Raw genomic sequence first — 19,652 nt, 5'->3', positions numbered from 1 at the left:
TCAAAATCCCTTGCTCAAAATGGTCCAAATACCGCCGCATGCGATCGCGACCCCGTAAGGCAGCGGTGCATGCCGCAAATGCCGCCAGCGCTCGACTGCGTAGACCCGCCGCGCAAGCGACGATCCGGCGGGCGCCAGTCGCGGAGTTGGCAAGCGGCGCATTATCAGATGCACCGCGGCCAGAACGCCGCCGGCCAATGCGGTCGCTGTCAGCAACTCGATCACACCGGTCAGCGGCAGACCGATCGCCAGGGCAACCAGCAACTTGACATCGCCGCCGCCGATCGCTCCCCGCTGATAGATCACGAAGAGAACCAGAAGCAGAATTGTGGCGACAATCAGCGACTGGCCGATCTGCGTCGGACTGGTCAATTGACCGACGATCCCGAGGAACGCCAGCGCCAGACAGATTTCGTTTCGGATCAACCGTGTCGCGATATCGATCGTTGCGACATAGAACAACAATGCGATTTCCAGACACGAGGTCGTGGACGCAATCCAATTCATAAAATATGTGCCTCAGAGAAGGGGGGGCACAGAATAATGCCCCCCTCCGGGGCTCCGTCCTTCTGGACTTAAGCGCTGACCGCGTTGCTGACCGCGGTGCCGATCGAGGTGATCGAATCGCTCAGAATCTTGCCGATACCAGCAGTGGTACCGGTACCGAACGCAGCAGCAACTGCAGCGACGATGCAAGCGGCGACGATCACGTATTCGAACGACACGACGCCGTCCTTGTCCGTGCGCAGACGCTTCAACCCCTCGGTGATCTTGATATAAGATTGCAACATAGGAGAAGCCTCCTTCAGGCTTGCAAATCTGGTTGATTGCTGTCGGCCGAATAATCTGCCGACAGCATTCAACTGTCGGAGTTAAGCGCTGACCGCGTTGCCGACGGCGGTGCTGATCTTGGTGATCGAATCGCTCAGGATCTTGCCGATACCCGTGGTAGTGCCGGTACCGAACGCAGCGGCCACTGCGGCGACGATGCAAGCGGCGACGATCACGTATTCGAACGACACAACGCCGTCCTTGTCCGAGGCAAGACGCTTAAAGGCTTCGGTGGTCTGGACATAAAGCTTCAGCATAGGAAAATATCCCTTTTTGCGATTAATTTACATAAATATGTTGGCGGGCAAAATCCGGGGCCAACTAGGAACTGCTTATAATCTGAAGCAAGAAACCTGTCGATTGGTAATCGATTATTAACCCTACCGTGTCGCGGTCGACAGCCCTGCTTAGCCACTGCGCTCCGAAGACAGCGTGTAGAATCCCTTATTTTTACAGGGAATCCGTTCCTTCAAGATATTGCGGACGGCCTCCCCCGTGCGAATACGGTGACGGTCCCACAGTACAGAATTGAGTACGATTCCCGGAAACTAACGCCCCAAATGACGAGCTTACGATCCCGATCTGCCAGTTCTTCCCGCTGAGATCGGCATTCGCAAGGATCACACGTTTGAGCGAAGAGCTCTCAATATTCCAGGCTCTTGCGTTGCGGCCACCGTATACTCCGCCTCAGAATACATGCTGAGCAAGATCCTGCGAAAACGGCGTCCGCTACCTCACAATCCCGATCTACCGATCTTTCCCCGGAGCCCACTATCAACGCTCGAGGTCTCGAAATCCCTCCGAGCCGCCCGCAGCTCTCGGGGTTCGATTGTCGCCACTGCGCGACCCGCCAGCGGCGACCTGCTCGCGTCAGCCGGCGCTGCCAATTGCCTGCCGCGCTCTTCATCGAGGAACTGCGAATGGAGCTTCTGCATCTGCGCGTTTCGCTCCAACTGGGATATTGTCCTTGCTTGAACCGACCCTGCCAACGCCTTGTGCAGGGCATTCTCCCGATCGAGCAACTGGAGAAGGCAGCATCGGCGGACGAGGTCGGTCGCCTTTGTCACACAGGACGCCCTCGCCTCCGCGTTTGCGATCTGATCTGGCAAGGCGCTGCGGCAATCCGCGAGCCGGGCGCAGATAGGCAATATCAAGCCCCCCAGGACGAAAAGCCGAGACGAACGGTCGAGGCAAAAACCTGCAGCGGAAGCGGGTTGGACAATCTGCTGCGGTCAATCGGTCTTAAAGCCGCGCTGCCAATGAGAAAGCAAACCTCAAAACGCGAACGACCCCGGCGCGGGCGGCGCACCGACGCGCCATTCTTTCTCCCGGCCGAGTTGGTAGACATAAGGACCGGGAGTGTTTTTAGTCTATCCCCGAGAAAACCACTCGTTTCTGCCCTTCAGTGTACAGCCAGGACCGCAGGGGGTAGTCCCGTTCGTTTCGCCCGTGGCGATATCAATAATTCGCCAGGGCCGGGCATCATCGCGCTCACCCATAGTAATACTTCGCAATCTCGACGCCGACAAAAATGAGTAGCCAGAGGCCGATCGCGATGAAACAGACGGCCAAACCGCAGCCGTATCTTGAGGAAAGATCATCATCGCTCATGGGTCAGCTCGCCGGTACCTCGAGAACGTCGATCGCGCGCTTCACCTTGGCTCCCGTAAGGCGGTGAACGTAGAAGTTGAATTTTATGACTCGCGGAGAAATATTGCAGAAGACTAATTTATTCGCATAGGCGACAGCACATACCCCTTCGGTAGTAACCCTTCCCATAATTAGATCACGCCGCCAGCACGTATCTAAGCTTGTCGGCGTTGTTGTGCGTTAGCATTAGGCCATGCCCATCACGCGAAAGTCGCTCGAGATCCCGCCGGAGGTCGCCCGCCAATTCGCGGCGAACTTGCGGAAGTTCCACGCGGAGTCCGTCCCTCATTAAGCGCGACGAGATCGCAGCAAGTACTCGGCACCTTCTCGTGCAACATTCGCCCAAAGCGCAAGCCCGGCCCCAGCGTGTCCTCCTCGCTAGGGGCCGTCCTTTGCGCGCTGATACGATTCGGTGCATCTCCCGCGTCCTGTCCCATTACTTCTGTTAGCCGACCGCGGTGCACCGGGCGTAGAAGCAGCGGGTGCGCCGAGCCAGCCCAGTATCTAAGGACGTCTGAGTGTTTATCTTGTCGCCGACGACTTCGGTCCGATCGGCCGCGCGTGGCGCGAGGCCGATCCCCGAGGCGACCGACCTGGACACAGTTATCGAGGACCTGATCTCAGGCCAGCACTCCAACCGATCCGCGTCATCGGCTTCAATACCTCCGAGCTATGGTCGGAAGACGTCTCCGAGGACCCCCTCGCTCCGCCTTTGCGATCTGATCTGGGAAGGCGCTGCGGCAATCCGCGAGCACGCCATTCAGGCTGACCGCGGCCGGCTCCGCCTCCTCCTCGATGACCTAGCGCGCGGCCCCGCAACAGGCCAACGGGATGCAGAGCGCAAGGACGGCAAGGCATTGCGCGCGCTTCGGCCAAGTCGCCACCTCCGGCGGCCGATCAAGCAACCGGCGAGTTTGTAGCGACAAAGCCCGCATTGCAAAAAAGTGGTATCTCGAAATTTCGCGTCGGCAGGATTGGACGACAGTACTTTGGATTGATTTTTGGATACAATTTTTCTGGCCACAACGCCTACGGACGCTTTCGCCGACGAAGAGAGGACCGTTGTTCCGAAGGCCCACAGACATCCGAATTGGAGATAAGCACACCCGGTCATTGCAACCGATGCCATCAAAGCGCCATAGCGGGCAATTCTCTTGCTGGCTGGATGCGCGCGCGTCGGGGGGCGGCGAGCATTGTTGTTTGACTCGATTGGTTCGTCTGCACTCGGACGGCCGCGTGGCTTCTTTATCAATAAGCGCACGATCAACGTGATGACCACGGCGCTCAAGTTTCTGCTTTTTCCCGACCGAGTCCTTGTCTTAGAATAAGTGATTTTAGCGACGGCATTTAAGAAAAGGCGCCCGCGTTGCGCCTTGAAATTCTTGGAACAAGAGCAAAAAGGCAAATGATCCGGGCGTCATGGGGATTTGGGATGACCGATCGCATAGCACTATTTATTGACGGTGCGAATCTGCACACGACGGTCAAGAACCTCGGCTTTGAAGTCGACTTCCGGCGATTGCTCCTGGAGTTCGGCAAGCATGGGCAAATCGTCCGCGCATATTTCTACACGGTCGTGAGGGATGACGACGAGTTCAGCAGCCTTCGCCCGCTGGTGGATTGGCTCGATTACAACGGATATGCGGTGAGGAGAAAGGCCGCCAAGCAGCATGACGACGGCGATGGACGGAGGCGAATGAAGCGCAGCATCGGCATCGAGCTCGCGGTCGACGCAATGGAGATCGCGCACCGCATCGACCATGCGTTCGTGTTCTCCGGCGATGGTGACCTGCGAGCCGTTGTCGAAGCCGTCAGGCGGAGGGGCGTACGTGTCACCGTCGTTTCCAGCATTCGGACGAAGCCTCCGATGATCGCCGATGAGCTTCGCAGACACGCCGATGCCTTCGTTGAACTCGAAGGCCTCAAGCCATCGATCGAGCGGCCAGCGCATCCGATAGCGCCGGAGTGACGTTGCGAGCGCCTTCCGGCGGAGATCGGATGGAGACGCGCGCGGCACGGTCGAGGGCGAAGTGGTCCGGTCCGGCGGCTCGCCAGCCAGCGCGCAGTCCTGGCTCTACACGGCGCGGTTTTGCGTCGGCGAGCGGCCGCCGCCATCAGCGACCAGCACCGCTCCGGTCACGAACGACGCCTCGTCGGAGGCCAGGAACAGGCAGCACGCCGCGATCTCGGCGGGCTCGGCCATCCGCCCCAAGGCGATCCGCCGTTCGACGCCGCGAAACTCGGTCTCGGCGGTGGTGCCATTCTGGTCGGCGAGCAGCTGCATCTCATAGGCGCTCATCGGCGTTCGTACCCAGCCGGGCGCCACGGCATTGGCGCGGATGCCGTCGGCGCCATGAGCGTAGGCCAGCGAACGCGTATAGGCGACGACGGCCGCCTTGCTGGCGGCGTAGCTTGCGCTCTCCGGGCTGGCATTGAACGCGGCAACCGAGGCGATATTCACGATCGCCCCGCCGCGCTGCCGGAGCAGCGGCAAGGATGCCCGGCAGATCCGCATGGTCCCGGTGAGGTTGACGTCGAGCGTCCTGGCCCAGACCTCGTCGGAAACGCTGGCGGGCTGATCCGGCACGATCAGGCCGGCCGCGTTGACGACGATGTCGAGCCACGCGCCGCAGGCGGCGACGGCGCTGGCAACGTCGTCCGGACGCGTGACGTCGCCATGGACCACCTGCCCGCCGCACTCCGCTGCGGCGGCCTGAAGCTCGGCATCACCGAGCCCGAACAGCACGACGCGCGCGCCGCTCAACGCTAGCAACGCCGCCGTGGCCCGGCCGATCCCGGTGGCCGCGCCGGTCACCAGCGCCGTCTTTCCGTCCAGCCGCGGCATCAGCGCGTGAGCCGGAGAAGTGGAAACCGGTTTTCCGAAAAGATCATGCTCATCTAGAGCCCCCACTGCCGTTCGACGGCAAATCCGGTCTCCGGCAAGGTCGAGCCGCCGTCGACGACGATGGTCTGCCCGGTGACATACTTGGCCTCGGTGGAAGCGAGATAGAGCATCGCGCAGGCGATGTCGTCGGCGCTCCCCATGTGCCCCATCGGGATGAAGCCTTCGAGCTTCGCCTTGTTCTCCGGCGCACTCATGGTGCCACGGCCGGGCTTCTCGATGAAGCCGGCTTCGACGCCGTTGACCGTGATGCCGTCGCGCGCGAGCTCGAAGGCGGCGCCGCGGATGAACGCGTTGACGCCGGCCTTCGCCGCCGAGTAATGCGCGCCACCGCCCATCGCGACCCGCGCCGAGACCGAGGATGTCACCAGAATGCGTCCTAAGCCGACAGCGCGCATATGCGGAATTGCGGCCTGCGCGAGCCAGATGCTGGCGTTGAGATTCAGCCCCAGCGTCTCGTCGAGCTTCGCTTCATCGAGCTCGTCAAGCGAGGCCCACGGACAACCACCGGCATTGTGCACGACGATATCGAGCCGGCCGTATCTGGTCGCGACGTCGTCAACCATCGCCCGCAAGCTGCTACGGTCCAGCTTGTCGAACGGGACGCAATGCGCGGTCCGCCCATCGGCCGCCAGTTCGCGCGCCAGCGCCCCGGCCACGTCAAGCGTCCGGTTGGCGATCACCACGGTTGCGCCCGCCTGCGCGAGGCGCTTGACAATGGCCGCACCGATCCCGCGGCCGCCGCCGGTGACGATGGCGACCCGGCCGTCGAGCTTGAACGGAGGCGTCTGCATCAGATTGCTCCCGCGCCGCGCAGCAGATCGATGAACTGCGCGAACACCGTCGTATGCCTGTCCACGTCCCGCCCCGACGTCGCCGGACACATCAGCAGCATGGTGTGGAACGGCGTCACCAGAATGCCCTCGTTCATGTAGAACGCATGCAGCAGGGTCTCGAGATCCGGTTGCCGGCCGGCGATGACGTCGGCGCCGCTACGCGGCGGGCGTGGCATGAACATGATCTCGGCACGCGCGCCGATCTGCGTGACGTGCCAGGGCAGCCCGGCCGCTTCGATCAGCCGGCGGGCTTCCTGCGCGAGCCAGGTCGCGGTTCCGATCATCCGTTCGTAATTCGCTGATGTCAGGACCTTCTCCAGCACCGCGCGCATGGTGGCGACCGTCAGCGCGTTACCGGCGAGCGTACCGCCGAAACCGAGATGCGCCGACTGCCGCTCGCGCGGATTGACATGGGGGACGAGCTTCCAGAGCCGCTCGGCGATCTCCTGGCTGAGACCGAACACGCCGGCGGGGATGCCACCCGCGATCGCCTTACCGGCGACGAAGATGTCGGGATCGAGCCCGTGGCTCTCCGTGTAGCCGCCCGGTCCGCAAGACAGCGTATGCGTCTCGTCGATGATGAGCACGGTGCCGGCGCGGCGGGTCAGGTCGCGCAGCGCCTGGTGAAAACCGGGGTCGACCGGGATCATGCCGAAATTCGTCATCAACGGCTCGGTCAGCACGCAGGCGACATCGCCCTGCGCCAGCGCCGCCTCGAGTGCTGCGACGTCGTTGAACTCGACCACCCGGCTCACGGCGTCATGATCGATGCCGTTGGGATGGATCATGTTGCGCAGGCCGACGCGGCCGTCGCGGATCTCGACATGCGCCTCCTCGACGCCGCCATGGTAGCAGCCGGAGAACACCAGCACCTTGCGCCGGCCGGTGATCATGCGCGAGATGCGGATCGCGGCGCGGTTGGCGTCGGTCGCCGACGTCGTCAGCGTCCAGTATTTCGGACCGAAGCGGCGCGACAGCTCGGCGCCAACCCAGAGACTGTCCTCCGTCGGCAGCATCATGGTCGCGCCGCGCTTGAGCTGATGCAGCGCGGCCTCCGTCACCGCCTCCGGCGCGTGCCCGCACATGGCGCCGGTGTCGCCGAGGCAGAAATCGATATAGTCGCGGCCGTCGATATCCCTGATATGCGCGCCCTGCGCCTCCTCGGCGTACACAGGGAAGCCGCCGGCCCAGCGCCGCATCCAATGCGACGGGCCGCCATAGAGGTAGTGCTGCCGGCCTTGCTGCCAGGCCGCCGCCGATCGCGGATGCAGTGCCCGGAAGCGTTCCTGCTCGGCATCGAGCAAGCGGTTCAGAACGCCTGCGCGCTCAGTAGTTGTTGATGTCATAGCGCGATCCAGGCGGTCTTGAGGTCGGTATAGGCGTCGAGGGCGTGCAGTGACTTGTCGCGTCCAAAGCCGGATTGCTTGAAGCCGCCGAGCGGCACCGTGATATCGGCGCCGCCATAGGCGTTGACGTGCACGACACCGGCCCTGATGGCGCGCACCATGCGATGCGCCGTTGACAGGCTTCCGGTCCACACCGCCGACGCAAGTCCATAGGGTGTCGCATTGGCGAGCGCTGTGGCCTCCTCCTCGCCGTCGAACCGCGTCACCGTCAGCACCGGGCCGAACACCTCCTCGCGCCAAACCTCCATCGACGGTGTCACCTCGGTGAGGATTGCGGGGGCCATGAAGTTGCCGCCGCTCTCGACGCGGATCTGCTCGCCGCCGGTCAGCCGTTTCGCGCCCTGCGCTTCCGCGCGGGCAACCGCATCGAGATTCTTGCGCAACTGAGCCGGGCTCGAAACGGCCCCGATATCCGACGTCAGTTCGAGGGGATCGCCGACCCTGAGCTTTCCGGTCGCGTCGAGCAGCGCATCCATGAAGCGGTCATAGATCGCGGACTGCACCAGCAGCCGCGAGCCGGCGACACAGACCTGGCCCGAGTTCCGAAAGATGCCGTTCGCGGAGACCTTGGCCGCATGTTTGATGTCGGGCACATCGGCAAACACGATATTGGGCGACTTGCCGCCAAGCTCGAGGTGAACCCGCTTCAGGTTCGACCGCGCCGAGCATTCCAGCAGCCGGCGGCCGACCGCGCCCGAGCCGGTGAAGGCCAGCACATCGACATCCATATGCAGCGCGAGCGCCTCGCCGGCCGATGCACCGCGGCCGGTGACGACGTTGAGCACGCCGTCCGGCAGACCCGCTTCGCTCGCTAGCTCGGCGAGCCGCAGCAGTGCCAGCGAGGCCAGTTCCGGCGGCTTGACCACGACCGAATTTCCGGCGGCGAGTGCCGGACCGATCTTCCACGCCCCGATCATCAGCGGGAAATTCCACGGCACGATCACGCCGACGACACCGAGCGGTTCGCGATGCACGAGCCCGAGTACGTCGCCTGAGGTCGGCGCGATCTCGCCATACACCTTGTCGATCGCCTCGGCGTAGTACCTGACGGTGCCGGCGGCCGACAGCGGTTCGGCCTTGTAGGCCATGCTGATTTCGGTGCCGTTGTCGCGCACACCGAGCACCGCGATCTCGAGCGCGTACTGCTCGATCAGATCGGCGAACCGCAGCAGCACTTTCTTGCGCTGCGCTGGTGCCGCGCGCGACCAGCTTCCCTGCTCGAAGGCCGGCCGTGCCCGCTTCACCGCGAGGTCGACATCAGCCGCATCGCCATCTGCAATGGTCGTCAGCACCCTGCCGTCGATCGGTGACACCACATCGAGCCGCGCCTCGCCAATCGCCTGCACCGGCCGGCCGCCGATGAAGAGCTGCTGGGCCGGAATGGCGGCCGAGCGTAACAGATCGATCTGGGCTTGCTGCATGCGGGATCATCATGACGGTGACAAAAGCGGCTCCCGACCGGAGACCGCTGGCATGGTGCAATCCTCGCCAAATCAAGGCTTTGGCAGCAATCAACCGATAGGTGGATGTCGCCGCGGCCAGCGCCCTCATAGCGTGATCGCACGATGGCCGAACGCCCTGCCCGCTGGGTGCAAACCAACTCGTCCACATCCCTCACGCCGCCGGCGAGCCGAAGGTCATGCCCGAGATCACGCAGCCCCGCATTCTTCTGATCGGCACCGGAGACACCAAGGCCGACGAACTGCTGTTCATGAGCGCGTGCATCGCCCGCGCCGGCGGCACGACGATCATGATGGACATCAGCGTACTCGGCGATCCGCCGTATCAACCCGCTCACGACAAGCACGCGGTGGCGGCGGCTGCAGAGACCACGATCGCGGCGATAGCATCCAGCGGCGACGAAAATTCCGCGATGTCGCTGATGGCCGTTGGCGCGGCAAATCTGGCGCGCGAGCTTGCGGCGCGCGATGCGATCGACGGCGTGATCGCGATCGGCGGCACCATGGGCACCGACCTTGCGCTCGACGTCGCACAGGCGCTGCCGCTCGGCCTGCCGAAGCTGATCGTCTCGACCGTCGCCTTCTCGCATCTGATCCCACCCGAGCGCGTCGCCGCCGATCTGATGATGATCCTGTGGGCCGGCGGCCTCTATGGCCTCAACGGCACCTGCACCGCCGTGCTGTCGCAAGCCTGCGGCGCGATCGTCGGCGCCGCGAAAAGCGCCATCAAGCCGAGCCGGGATCGGCCGGTGGTTGCGATCACCTCGCTCGGCAAGAGCTGCCTGCGCTACATGGTGGAGCTCAAGCCGCAGCTCGAGCAGCGCGGCTACGAGGTGGTGGTCTTTCACACCACAGGCATGGGTGGCCGTGCCATGGAGTCGATCGCGGCCCAGGGCGGCTTCGCCGCGGTGCTGGATCTTAGTCTACAGGAGGTCGCCAATCAGCTCACCGGCTCCGTGGTCAATTCAGGTGCCGACCGGCTGGAGAATGCGGGTAGGGCCGGCATTCCGCAGATCGTCGCCCCCGGGGCCGTCGACATGGTCGACTTCCCGGCATGGCTTGGAGTTCCGAGCGAGCTGTCGGATCGGCCGTTCCACGCACACAACCGCTTGCTCGCGTCGGCGACATCGGGAGCCGCCGATCGCCGCCGGATCGCCCACGCGATTGCGGAGAAGCTGGCCGGCGCCAGTGCGCCGGTCGCCTTTGTGCTACCGGCCGGCGGCATCCAGCAATGGGACCGCGAAGGCGAAGCCCTGCACGATCCGGACGCCCTCGCCGCCTTCGTCGACGCGATGCGGTCGGCGGTCCGGCCACCGGTCGAGCTGCACGAGATCAAGGACCACATCAACAGCGCGACGTTCAACGAAACGGTGCTCGGCATCTTCGACGGTTGGGTCGCGGCCGGTATCGTCCGCCCCGGCCGCGCGACGGTTGCCGCATGACGAGGCCACTCGCAAAGGCGCTGGTGCTCGACTTCGGCGGTGTCATCTCGAAAACCCTGTTCGAGACCCACGATTTAACCGAGCGTGCGCTCGGGCTCGCGCCATGCACGCTGAAATGGCTCGGACCATTCGCTCCCGATAGCGATCCACTCTGGGCTGCGATGCAACGTAGCGAGATTTCCGAACGCGACTACTGGCTCACTCGCAGCCGCGAGGTCGGGCGCATGGTCGGCGAGGACTGGCGCGACATGGAAACCTTCGTGAAGCGCGCGCGCGGCGCCGATCCCGACACCGTGATCCGCCCCGAGGCGGCGCGCGCGATCACCCTCGCCGCCGACGCCGGGTTCCGGCTTGCCATTCTCTCGAACGAGCTCGACCTGTTCTACGGTGCGGATTTCCGCAGCCGTCTTTCGATCCTCAAGCGCTTCGACACCATCGTCGACGCGACCCATACCGGGATCCTGAAACCCGACCGGCGCGCCTATCAAAGCGTGCTGGACGAACTGGCGCTGGAGGCAGAAGATTGCGTCTTCGTCGACGATCAGCGCCGCAACATCACCGGCGCCGCCGCGTGCAACATGCGCACGGTGCTGTTCGATGTGCGCAATCCGGCGGCGTCCTACGGCGAGGCACTGCGGCATTTCGGGTTGCAATTCGACTAAAGCGTTTTCCAGCGAATTGGGTACCGGTTCGCACGGAGAAAGCGCGTTAACGACAGAGAGCGATCATGCGCGACAGAAACTTCCTGGTTGAGAACAACGCCAAGCCGATCTGGCACCCGATGGCCCATCCTGCCGAGATGCGGGCGCAGCCGCCGCGGATCGTGATGAAGGGCGAAGGCGTCCACGTCACCGACATCGACGGCAAGACCGTGATCGATGCGGTCGGCGGCTTGTGGAACGTCAACCTCGGCTATAGCTGCGATCCGATCAAGCAGGCGATCTCAGATCAGCTCAGCGCGCTGCCCTATTATTCCGGCTTCCGCGGCACCTCGAGCGGCCCCTCGATCGAGCTCGCCTACGAGCTGACCGAATGGTTCAAGCCGGAAGGCATGGTTCGCGCCTTCTTCACGTCAGGCGGATCGGACTCGGTCGAGACCGCGCTGCGGCTGGCGCGGCAATACTGGAAGATCAAGGGACAAGCCGACCGCACCAAGTTCCTGGCGCTGAAGAAGGGCTATCACGGCACCCATTTCGGCGGCGCGTCGGTCAACGGCAACGCCAATTTCCGCCGCAACTATGAGCCGATGCTGCCCGGCGTATTCCATATCCCGGCGCCGTCGACCTATCGCAATCCCTTCAACGAGACCGATCCCGCCAAACTCGCGCAGCTTTGCGCGGCGGCGATGGAAGAGGAGATCGCGTTCCAGGGCGCCGACACCATCGCGGCCTTCATCATGGAGCCGGTGTTGGGGGCCGGCGGCGTCATCGTGCCGCCGGACAGCTTCATGAAGCTCATGCGCGAGATCTGCGACCGCCATGGCATCCTGATGATCGCGGACGAGGTCGTTACCGGCTTCGGACGCACCGGCGCGTGGTCCGGCTCGCGGCTGTGGGGCGTGAAGCCTGACATGATGACGATGGCCAAGGCGATCACCTCGGGCTATTTCCCGCTTGGTGCGACGCTGATCGGCGAGCAGGTCGCGGAAGCCTTCGAGACCGACACGACCGCGTTCGGCTCGATCGGCCACGGCTACACGTATTCGGGTCATCCGGTCGGCTGCGCCGCGGGTATCGCGGCGCTCGCCGAGACCCGCCGCCTCAAGCTCGACGAGAATGCGGCCGCACGCGGCAAGGACCTTGCGCAGGCGCTGGCCGCGCTCAAGGCCAAGCACCCGCTGGTCGGCGACGTCAGGGTCAAGGGTCTGATGGCTGCGCTCGAGCTGGTCGCCGATCGCGTCAGCAAGAAGCTCGCGGACAAGAAGACGATGGCGAAGGTGGCGGATAGCGCCTACGAGGCCGGCGTGATGCTGCGCGTCTCCGGCAACAACCTGATCCTGTCCCCGCCCCTGATCCTCACCGCACTGGACGTGAAGGCGATCGCCGAGGGGATCGACGCCGGCCTCTCAGCGGCCGGCTGACCGCGCACTGACGCACGCCATGGCGCGCTCGAACGGCGCGCCATCCGCTTTGTCGCGGTCGAGGCAATCGGCGAGCGATGCCGCCGACATCCTCTGATCGGTGCAGAAGATCCGCATGAAGTCGGCCGCGAGCGCGACCTTGCGCGGCGCGGATTGGCGGTCCCAGTCGCCGCTGCTCAGATAGAGCAAGGACGCATCGTCAACGCCGCTTTCGGCCGCCGCGCCGTGCGCGGCCGTCTGCGCCGCCAACAGCGTCAGCAGCGCGCCGGCGACCGCTCCCATGCGATGCACGCGGCCCCTCATTTGATGTCCTTAGTGGTATCCTTTGCATTCACCATCGGCGGCACGTCGAGCGCGGGATTGCGATCGAAGAAGTTGAACGGGCGCAGCCGGAAGCCATGCCACAGGCCTGGCATGACCGGCCAATCCTCGGCGCGCGGCACGTGGCGGAAGCCGACCGTGTACCACAGCACGAGGTCGCGATCCTCGATCGGCCGTTTCGCCGCCGTCCATTTCGGCAGGCCATCGACGTCAGGGTTTTCGTTTGGATACAGGCCCGCGGCATATCTCTCGTCCTTGGCGTAGGTCGAGGTCCACAGCGTGTAGGCGCTGAATCCCGCGCGCAGCTGGATCGGATCGTCCTTGGCGAGCAGCGAGACGTCGGAATGTCCGGGCATCAGCTGATAGCTGGTGCGATAGCCCTGTTTGTTGGTCTTGCCCGTACTCTCGATCCTGAACTGCGCCGCGCTCAGCGGCGTCGTGATCGGCCCTTCGGTCGCGACCGGCCTGGTGTCGACCTGCCAGAGGCTCTTGCGCTGGCCTTCGTCCAGCCGGCGGACGCTGAAGCGGTCCTCGACCAGCCGGTTCGAGGTGCCGTCGACGTCCATGTCGATCCGGAACGTCATGTAGTGATCGTGATTGACGGCCAGCAGCCGCTCGTCGACCAGCGTCCCGTAGGCGGTATCCTGCGCGGCCGTCGAGTCGCTCAGTGTCCGGCTTGCGACGCCCTTGGTCGCATCGATGCCGTAGGCGCCGAGCCGCACGTCGATATTGCCGGCACGGTCGAAGACGTAATCCACCAGATAGTCGTAATTGCCGACCACCGGCGCCATCCGCACCACCAGCTCATTGTTCGGTCGCACCTCGGCGGTGTTGTTGATCAGCTCGCTGTGGCGCCAGATCGGATCCCCGGTCGGGCGCTCGAAGATGCAGACCGCACCCTTGGAGACGACAGGCATGCCCTTGGTGTCCGAGATCGTCAGATCGAGATAATGCGCGCCTTCGGGGCAATCGATGCCGCGCTGCAATTCGCTGGAGAGCACGCCGAAGCCGTATTCGCCGATATCCATATAGGCGCGGAACGACCAGGTCGGCGAAGGATCCATATAGGGCACGAACATCTCGCTCGCCGAGATCTGGTACGCGATGTCGCGGGACGTGCCGTGATCGTCGTAGCGGATCAGCGACAGCACCGCGCCGACGCGCGGCTCGAGCCGGACATGGAATGACCAGTTGTCCCAACGGACTTGGCCGCCCTCCACCTTCACATTGCTGCCCTCGGGCGCGGTGATCTCGATCGGCTTCGGCGGCTTGCGGTATTTTCCGGAGTCGGCGTAGGCATGCGAGGGCGTCTGCGCCGGCGGCGGCACCACGCCGAGATCGGTCACCGACAGCACCGTTTTGCTCTTCAGATCGACCAGGGCGACCAGGTTCTCGATCGGCTTGCCCCAGAGATTGTTGGCTGCGCCCGTGGTGTCGACACAGGGAACGTTGAGCAGGCGGCGGCCCTTCATGGCCGGGTCACTCACTGGACCTACCGTCAGCGGCAGGCACAGCACATTGTGGAAATCGGTGATGCCGCGCTTGGCCATTGCGGCGATCCAGCGCGGGTCCTGCTTCGGCAGATCGCCGGCCGACATCAGCTCGTCGATGGTCAGCGCGGCCTCGTGATCCCGGACCTCGTCCCAGCCGCGCAGGTTGCGCGCGGCGAGGTCGATATGCGCTTCGTAGAGATGTCCGCCGCTTAGCAGCGTCACGCTCGCGTGCCGCGTGAACGGCTGTCCGGGCTTCCACGCCCGCACCTCGTCCTTGGGATCCTCGTCGACCGTCATGGAGACGACCCGCGTCGCATCGTCGAACTTGCCGGCGCCGCGGAGGATTTCGGAGACCGAACGGATTTCGTCCGTCGTCAGCCCGTCCATCGGGTGCATCGCGGCCGCCTGCGGCCACATCCTGCGCTCGGCCTGCGCCGGCGGCGGTGCCGCCAAGGTCGCCGCAACCAGGCCGGCCAATGCCCATCCGCCATGCCGCAAAACTAGAGCCATCACGCCCTCCACTCAAAGCCAGAACGGTCAGAATACAAGCAATGGTGACGGCGTGAAGGCCTGCCTCATCCGGTAACCCGTTCCGACGCGCCCGGCAGGACGGCGGCCGCGGCCGGCCGTGGCGCGGCACGGTGGACGTCGAGCAGCCGCACGCCGAGCCGGTCGCGCAAAGCCGGCCAGATGCCGCGCGGCGCCACGATCATCACGACGACAGCAATGATGCCGAGCCCAACCAGATACCAGCCGCCGGACAGGCCGAGCGGTCCGGTCATCACTTCGCGCAGGCCGAAGAAGATGATGACGCCGAGGATCGGGCCCTCCAGCGTTCCGATACCGCCGATGATCACGATGAACATCATGTAGACGGACCAGTTGACGTCGAACGCCGCCAGCGGCGCGATGAACAGATTACCCATGAAGCTCAACGCACCCGCAAGCCCGCATCCCGCCGCCGACAGCACGAAGGCGATGAAGCGGTTGTGGCGGACATCGACACCCACGCTCATTGCGGCCAGATCATTGTCGCGCACGCTCATCAGCCCGAGCCCGAAGCTCGAGGTCATCATCTTGTACAGGGCCGCGATGGTGACGAGCGTCAGGCCACCGGCGAGCCAGAACATGGTCGGTTCGAACCAGTCGAAATCGATCAGCTTGCTGGTGGCGAGCGGCACGCCCGAGGTGCCGCCGACAGCCTGCGATTTCATCGTGAAGGCGCCGATGATCTCGGCGAACACCCACATCGCGATTGAGAAATAGGCATCACGCAAACGAAACAGCGGAAAGGCGATGATCGCCGCGACGGTCGCGGCCACCAGCGGCGCCACCGGCAGCACCCAGATCGGGGTCACCTCGAGCCAGCCGGAGGTCAGGAACAGCGCATAGGCGCCGAACGCGATGAAGACCTGATGGCCGAGCGAGACCAGCCCGGCGTAGCCCGCCAGCAGGTTCCACATCTGCGCCATCGTGAGCAGCAGCAGGCATTCGGTCGCGAGCCGCAGGATGCCTTCATTCAGCACGAAGGGTGCGCCGGCGATGACGGCGACCAGCACGATGGCACAAGCCAGAAGAATTGTCCGTGTCGGCATCGGCGTCACACCCTGCTTGACACGAGACCCGACGGGCGGATCAGCAGCATGATGAAGAACAAGAGATGCGCGTAGAGCAGCCCCGCGTTCGGATCGATCTTCAGCCCGATCAACTGCGCCATGCCGAGCGCGATGCCGCCGAGCAGCGCGCCCCAGAACGAGCCGAGCCCGCCGAGCACCACGACCTCGAAGGCGATCAAGAGCCGCTCGGCGCCCGAGAACGGCGTGAAGCTCGACCGCACCGCAAGCAGCACGCCGCCGATCGCGCCGAGCGCGAGCGACAGGCCCATGACATAATTATAGACCCGGTCCGGCTTGACCCCGGACAGCCGGACGATGTCGCGGCGGTCGGCGGTGGCGCGCACGATCCGTCCGAACTCGGTGTGGCGCAGCACGAGTTGCAGCGCCATGAACAGCAGCGCGGCAAGCACCAGCGTGAGCAGCGGCATGATGCCGATGTTGAGGCCGGCGATTTCCAGGCTGGCGCGCGACAGTTCGCCGACCTGCAGGCTACGCACGTCGGCGCCGAAGATCTCGACCATGACGTTGCGCAGGATCACCGAGACGCCGAAGGTCAGTAGCAGCGGCGACAGCGGATCGGGCGACGTCACGACCCGGTTGACGATGGCGGCCTGGTAGAGCCAGCCAACCGCAAAGGAAAGTGCGATCACCGGGATCAGCATCAGCAGCGGCGACACCTGCGGAAACAGGTTGGAAAGCAGCACGGCGCAGAACGCGCTCAGCACCATGAACTCGCCATGCGCGATGTTGACGACGCGCATCACGCCGAACACCAAAGCGAGCCCGATGCCGAGCAGGCCATAGAGTCCGCCCAGCAGGGCTCCGTTGATCAATGTCTCAACCCAGATCATGTCGTGCCAATCCTGGCTAGTTACCGAAATAAGCGTGCGTCAGCTGCTCCGGCTGCAATCCTTGCGCCGGACCGGTCAGCGACACCCGCCCCTTCAACAGACAGTAGATTCGTTCAGAGGTCGCGAGCGCGCGCTTGACGTCCTGCTCGACCAGCACGACGGCGGTGCTTTCGCGGCGGATGTCGGCAAAGGAGCGGTAGATCTGCTCGACCACGACGGGCGCGAGCCCGAGCGAGATCTCGTCGCACAGCAACAGCCGCGGATTCGACATCAGCGCGCGACCGATCGCCGCCATCTGCTGCTGGCCGCCGGAGAGCTGGCCCGGAAACATCCGCCGCCGCTCTTCCAGGATCGGGAACAGGTCGAACACCCGCCGCAGCGTCCAGCTGCCCTTGCGACGGTTGACGCTGCCCATCAGCAGGTTCTCCTCGATGGTCAGCGAATCGAACAGCAGCCGGCCCTCGGGCACTATGATGAGGCCGAGCCGCGACACCTCTTCGGCCGGCATCTGCGAGATGTCGATGCCATCGAAATGCACCGCCCCCTTGCGCTCTTCGTTGAGCCCGACCAGCGCCTTCAGGAAGGTCGACTTGCCGGCGCCGTTGGCGCCGACCAGCGCCACCGCCTCGCCGTCGGCGACCGTGAAATTCATGTCGAACACGGCCTGGAGATCGCCGTAGAAGATCTGCAGGCCGTTCACATCAAGCAACGCCATCGGCCTTCAATCCCATGTAGATCTCGCGCACCACCGCGCTGTCCATCACCTCGGCCGGCGGCCCTTCCAACACCTTGCGGCCGAAATCGAGCACCAGGATGCGATCCGACACCGCGCGCAGCGCGTGCGGGATGTGCTCGATCCAGATCATGGCGTGATCTGCCTTCACCGATTTGATGATGGCAACCAGGCGCTCGACCTCGGGCTCGGTCAGCCCGGCGGCGATCTCGTCGAGCAGGATCAGTTTTGGCTTCGAAGCCAGCGCCTTGGCGAATTCCAGCCGCTTGCGGTCGATCAGCGGCAAGGCGCCCGCGAGCTTGTCCGCCTTGGCGTCGAGCCCGGTCCGCTGCAGCACCTCCATCGTCCAGCTCGATGCCGCCTCGCCATAGAGCCCCGCGCCGTAGGACGCCGCCACCAGCGCGTTCTCGTAGACCGACAGATGCGGAAACGGTTGCGGGATCTGGAACGCGCGCCCGAGCCCCAACCGGGCCCGGCGATGCGGCGGCAGGCCTGATATCTCCCTGTCGTCGAGCATGATCGAACCGCCGTCGGCCGTGAGCAGGCCGACGATCAGGTTCAACAGCGAGCTCTTGCCGGCGCCGTTCGGGCCGATCACGCCGAGGCATTCGCCGCGCGCCAGCTCGAAACTGACGTTGTCGGCGACCACGATCTCGCCGAAACGCTTCGACAGCCCGCTGACGCGCAGAAGCGGTGCCATCTCAGGCCAGCTTGGAGAGCAGCTGGAGATCGGCCTGCTTCGGGATGAACGGCGCCGTCCCGTTGTGCACGATGAGAAGCTCGTATTTCGCCTTGCCGCCCTTGGTCTTGCGCCATTGCCCGCCCGACAGCGACGTGACCGCGACGTTCTTGATCGGGCTGTCCTTGAACTTCACCCGGCCGACGACCGTCTCCATGTCGAGACCGGCGATCGCATCGCGCAGCGAGTTCTTGTCCTTGGGATCGCTGTTCTGCAGCGCCGCGAGCCCGACCTCCCACAGCGCATGCGCGTAGCCGATCGGTTGGGTCCACTGCTTGCCGGTGGTCTTCTCCCACTCCGCGGCGAGCTCGGCGGCGCTCTGCCCGGTCAGCGAGGACTTGAACGGATAGGCCGGCGTCCACCACACCTCGGTCGACATGCCGTCGCCACGATCGCCCAGCGCGTTCACCGCGGCCGGGAACAGGAAGGCTGCCGCCACCGTGCAGATCTGCGGCTTGAAGCCGGCCTGCGCCGCCTGGTTCCACAGCGTCACCCAGTGATTGCTGAAGGTGAAGCCGGAGACGATGTCGACGCCGTTGTTCTTGAACGAGGCGATCTGGTTGGTGAAGTCGTCGGTCGCGATCTGGAATTTGCCGGCCGAGAATTCCTGATAGCCGGCGCCCGAGATGCCGGCCGGCAGGCCGAGCTTCGGATCGGAGAACGCCTGGCCCGGCGGGTTGTCAATATAGAGCGTGCCAACCTTCTTGTTGGTCTCGACGGACTGCCACATGCCGAGGAAGTTCCTGGCGACGTCATCGGCGCCCCAGAAGAAGTGGTAGCTGTAGGGGAAGCCCTTGTCCGGCGTCGACTTGCGCGGGAACATCCAGCCCTGCCACGGCACCTGGGTCGAGATAGTGGGAATGCCGCGGGCGTCGGCGAGTTCCTGCACCGGCGGCTGGGCGTCGCCGTCCTCGATCAGGATCAGGTCGCACTTTTCACGCAGCACCAGCTCGCTTGCGATCACCGACGAGCGGTTCGGATCGGATTGATTGTCCTTGAACACCAGCTCGACCTGATAGGTCTTACCGCCGATCTTCAGGCCATCCTTCAGCCGCGCCTTGATGCGCTCGTGGATCCAGGGATCCGGCTCGGCGAACTGGGCGCGGACGCCGGAGAGGCATCCGACCCAGCCGATCTTGATGGTGTTGCCGGCGGCCCGCGCGACGTTGACCAGCGGCACGTTCATCGCCGATGCGAGACCGGTGGCACCGGCCGCTTTCAGCAGCGTGCGCCGATCGAGCCGGCCGGACGATATCGTCTTTGAATTCTCAGTCATGTCCCTCTCCCCTCAA

The 19,652-nt window shown here is 64.4% G+C and carries 18 protein-coding genes; 4 read left to right on the top strand and 14 right to left on the bottom strand.

The window, feature by feature from the left end:
* The 3 genes from ACVIGA_RS36660 to ACVIGA_RS36650 all read right to left on the bottom strand — a co-directional run bounded on the left by ACVIGA_RS36660 (nucleotide 1) and on the right by ACVIGA_RS36650 (nucleotide 1,088).
* Nucleotides 1–507, bottom strand: coding sequence for an A24 family peptidase (locus ACVIGA_RS36660; RefSeq protein WP_456669840.1), 507 nt, complete (start codon nucleotides 505–507; stop codon nucleotides 1–3).
* A 68-nt stretch (nucleotides 508–575) separates the two neighbouring features.
* Nucleotides 576–791 (bottom strand): hypothetical protein, encoded by a 216-nt coding sequence (locus tag ACVIGA_RS36655; RefSeq protein WP_456669839.1) that lies wholly within the window; start codon nucleotides 789–791, stop codon nucleotides 576–578.
* Nucleotides 792–872: 81 nt separating this feature from the next.
* Complete coding sequence (locus ACVIGA_RS36650; RefSeq protein ID WP_456669838.1) at nucleotides 873–1,088, bottom strand: hypothetical protein; 216 nt, start codon at nucleotides 1,086–1,088, stop codon at nucleotides 873–875.
* A gap of 2,825 nt (nucleotides 1,089–3,913) precedes the next feature.
* Between ACVIGA_RS36650 and ACVIGA_RS36645 the strand changes: the two genes are divergently transcribed.
* Nucleotides 3,914–4,450 carry a LabA-like NYN domain-containing protein gene (locus ACVIGA_RS36645; RefSeq protein ID WP_223968751.1) on the top strand — a complete coding sequence of 179 codons (537 nt, stop codon included), beginning with the start codon at nucleotides 3,914–3,916 and terminating at the stop codon, nucleotides 4,448–4,450.
* A gap of 105 nt (nucleotides 4,451–4,555) precedes the next feature.
* Here the strand turns inward: ACVIGA_RS36645 and ACVIGA_RS36640 are convergent, their stop codons facing one another.
* Genes ACVIGA_RS36640 through ACVIGA_RS36625 form a run of 4 tightly spaced genes read right to left on the bottom strand, consistent with a single transcriptional unit; the run spans nucleotide 4,556 to nucleotide 9,046 of the window.
* The gene (locus tag ACVIGA_RS36640) at nucleotides 4,556–5,326 is read right to left on the bottom strand and encodes an SDR family NAD(P)-dependent oxidoreductase (protein WP_456669837.1); all 771 of its coding nucleotides are present in this window, start codon (nucleotides 5,324–5,326) and stop codon (nucleotides 4,556–4,558) included.
* Nucleotides 5,327–5,379: 53 nt separating this feature from the next.
* A complete protein-coding gene (locus ACVIGA_RS36635) occupies nucleotides 5,380–6,177 on the bottom strand; it encodes an SDR family oxidoreductase (protein ID WP_456669836.1) in 798 nt (265 codons plus the stop codon).
* On the bottom strand, nucleotides 6,177–7,565 hold the full coding sequence (locus tag ACVIGA_RS36630; protein WP_456669835.1) for a transaminase: 1,389 nt from the start codon (nucleotides 7,563–7,565) through the stop codon (nucleotides 6,177–6,179). Before ACVIGA_RS36630 ends, ACVIGA_RS36635 begins: the two co-directional genes overlap by 1 nt.
* The gene (locus ACVIGA_RS36625) at nucleotides 7,562–9,046 is read right to left on the bottom strand and encodes an aldehyde dehydrogenase family protein (protein ID WP_456669834.1); all 1,485 of its coding nucleotides are present in this window, start codon (nucleotides 9,044–9,046) and stop codon (nucleotides 7,562–7,564) included. The genes ACVIGA_RS36630 and ACVIGA_RS36625 overlap by 4 nt, the downstream gene beginning before the upstream one ends.
* A 218-nt stretch (nucleotides 9,047–9,264) precedes the next feature.
* On the opposite strand from ACVIGA_RS36625, the gene ACVIGA_RS36620 reads away from it, so the two are divergent.
* The 3 genes from ACVIGA_RS36620 to ACVIGA_RS36610 all read left to right on the top strand — a co-directional run bounded on the left by ACVIGA_RS36620 (nucleotide 9,265) and on the right by ACVIGA_RS36610 (nucleotide 12,607).
* A complete protein-coding gene (locus tag ACVIGA_RS36620; RefSeq protein WP_456669833.1) occupies nucleotides 9,265–10,527 on the top strand; it encodes a Tm-1-like ATP-binding domain-containing protein in 1,263 nt (420 codons plus the stop codon).
* Nucleotides 10,524–11,189, top strand: coding sequence for an HAD family hydrolase (locus tag ACVIGA_RS36615; RefSeq protein ID WP_456669832.1), 666 nt, complete (start codon nucleotides 10,524–10,526; stop codon nucleotides 11,187–11,189). Before ACVIGA_RS36620 ends, ACVIGA_RS36615 begins: the two co-directional genes overlap by 4 nt.
* A 65-nt stretch (nucleotides 11,190–11,254) precedes the next feature.
* Complete coding sequence (locus tag ACVIGA_RS36610; RefSeq protein WP_456669831.1) at nucleotides 11,255–12,607, top strand: aminotransferase class III-fold pyridoxal phosphate-dependent enzyme; 1,353 nt, start codon at nucleotides 11,255–11,257, stop codon at nucleotides 12,605–12,607.
* Here the strand turns inward: ACVIGA_RS36610 and ACVIGA_RS36605 are convergent.
* The 7 genes from ACVIGA_RS36605 to ACVIGA_RS36575 form a co-directional block, all read right to left on the bottom strand.
* Complete coding sequence (locus ACVIGA_RS36605) at nucleotides 12,593–12,889, bottom strand: hypothetical protein (RefSeq protein ID WP_456669830.1); 297 nt, start codon at nucleotides 12,887–12,889, stop codon at nucleotides 12,593–12,595. The genes ACVIGA_RS36610 and ACVIGA_RS36605 overlap by 15 nt on opposite strands.
* Before the next feature lie 17 nt (nucleotides 12,890–12,906).
* Nucleotides 12,907–14,931, bottom strand: coding sequence for a copper amine oxidase (locus tag ACVIGA_RS36600; protein WP_456669829.1), 2,025 nt, complete (start codon nucleotides 14,929–14,931; stop codon nucleotides 12,907–12,909).
* A 65-nt stretch (nucleotides 14,932–14,996) separates the two neighbouring features.
* Nucleotides 14,997–16,016 carry a branched-chain amino acid ABC transporter permease gene (locus tag ACVIGA_RS36595; RefSeq protein WP_456669828.1) on the bottom strand — a complete coding sequence of 340 codons (1,020 nt, stop codon included), beginning with the start codon at nucleotides 16,014–16,016 and terminating at the stop codon, nucleotides 14,997–14,999.
* Nucleotides 16,017–16,021: 5 nt separating this feature from the next.
* Nucleotides 16,022–16,888, bottom strand: coding sequence for a branched-chain amino acid ABC transporter permease (locus ACVIGA_RS36590; RefSeq protein WP_097676476.1), 867 nt, complete (start codon nucleotides 16,886–16,888; stop codon nucleotides 16,022–16,024).
* A gap of 16 nt (nucleotides 16,889–16,904) precedes the next feature.
* The gene (locus ACVIGA_RS36585; protein WP_456669827.1) at nucleotides 16,905–17,603 is read right to left on the bottom strand and encodes an ABC transporter ATP-binding protein; all 699 of its coding nucleotides are present in this window, start codon (nucleotides 17,601–17,603) and stop codon (nucleotides 16,905–16,907) included.
* The gene (locus tag ACVIGA_RS36580; RefSeq protein WP_456669826.1) at nucleotides 17,590–18,321 is read right to left on the bottom strand and encodes an ABC transporter ATP-binding protein; all 732 of its coding nucleotides are present in this window, start codon (nucleotides 18,319–18,321) and stop codon (nucleotides 17,590–17,592) included. The genes ACVIGA_RS36585 and ACVIGA_RS36580 overlap by 14 nt, the downstream gene beginning before the upstream one ends.
* Nucleotide 18,322: 1 nt before the next feature.
* Nucleotides 18,323–19,636, bottom strand: coding sequence for an ABC transporter substrate-binding protein (locus ACVIGA_RS36575; protein WP_456669825.1), 1,314 nt, complete (start codon nucleotides 19,634–19,636; stop codon nucleotides 18,323–18,325).
* Between the last annotated feature and the right edge of the window lie 16 nt (nucleotides 19,637–19,652).

Source organism: Bradyrhizobium sp. USDA 3240, from assembly GCF_054063295.1.
Note: the sequence above shows the minus strand (reverse complement) of the source record. Positions and strands in the feature narration are given on the sequence as shown.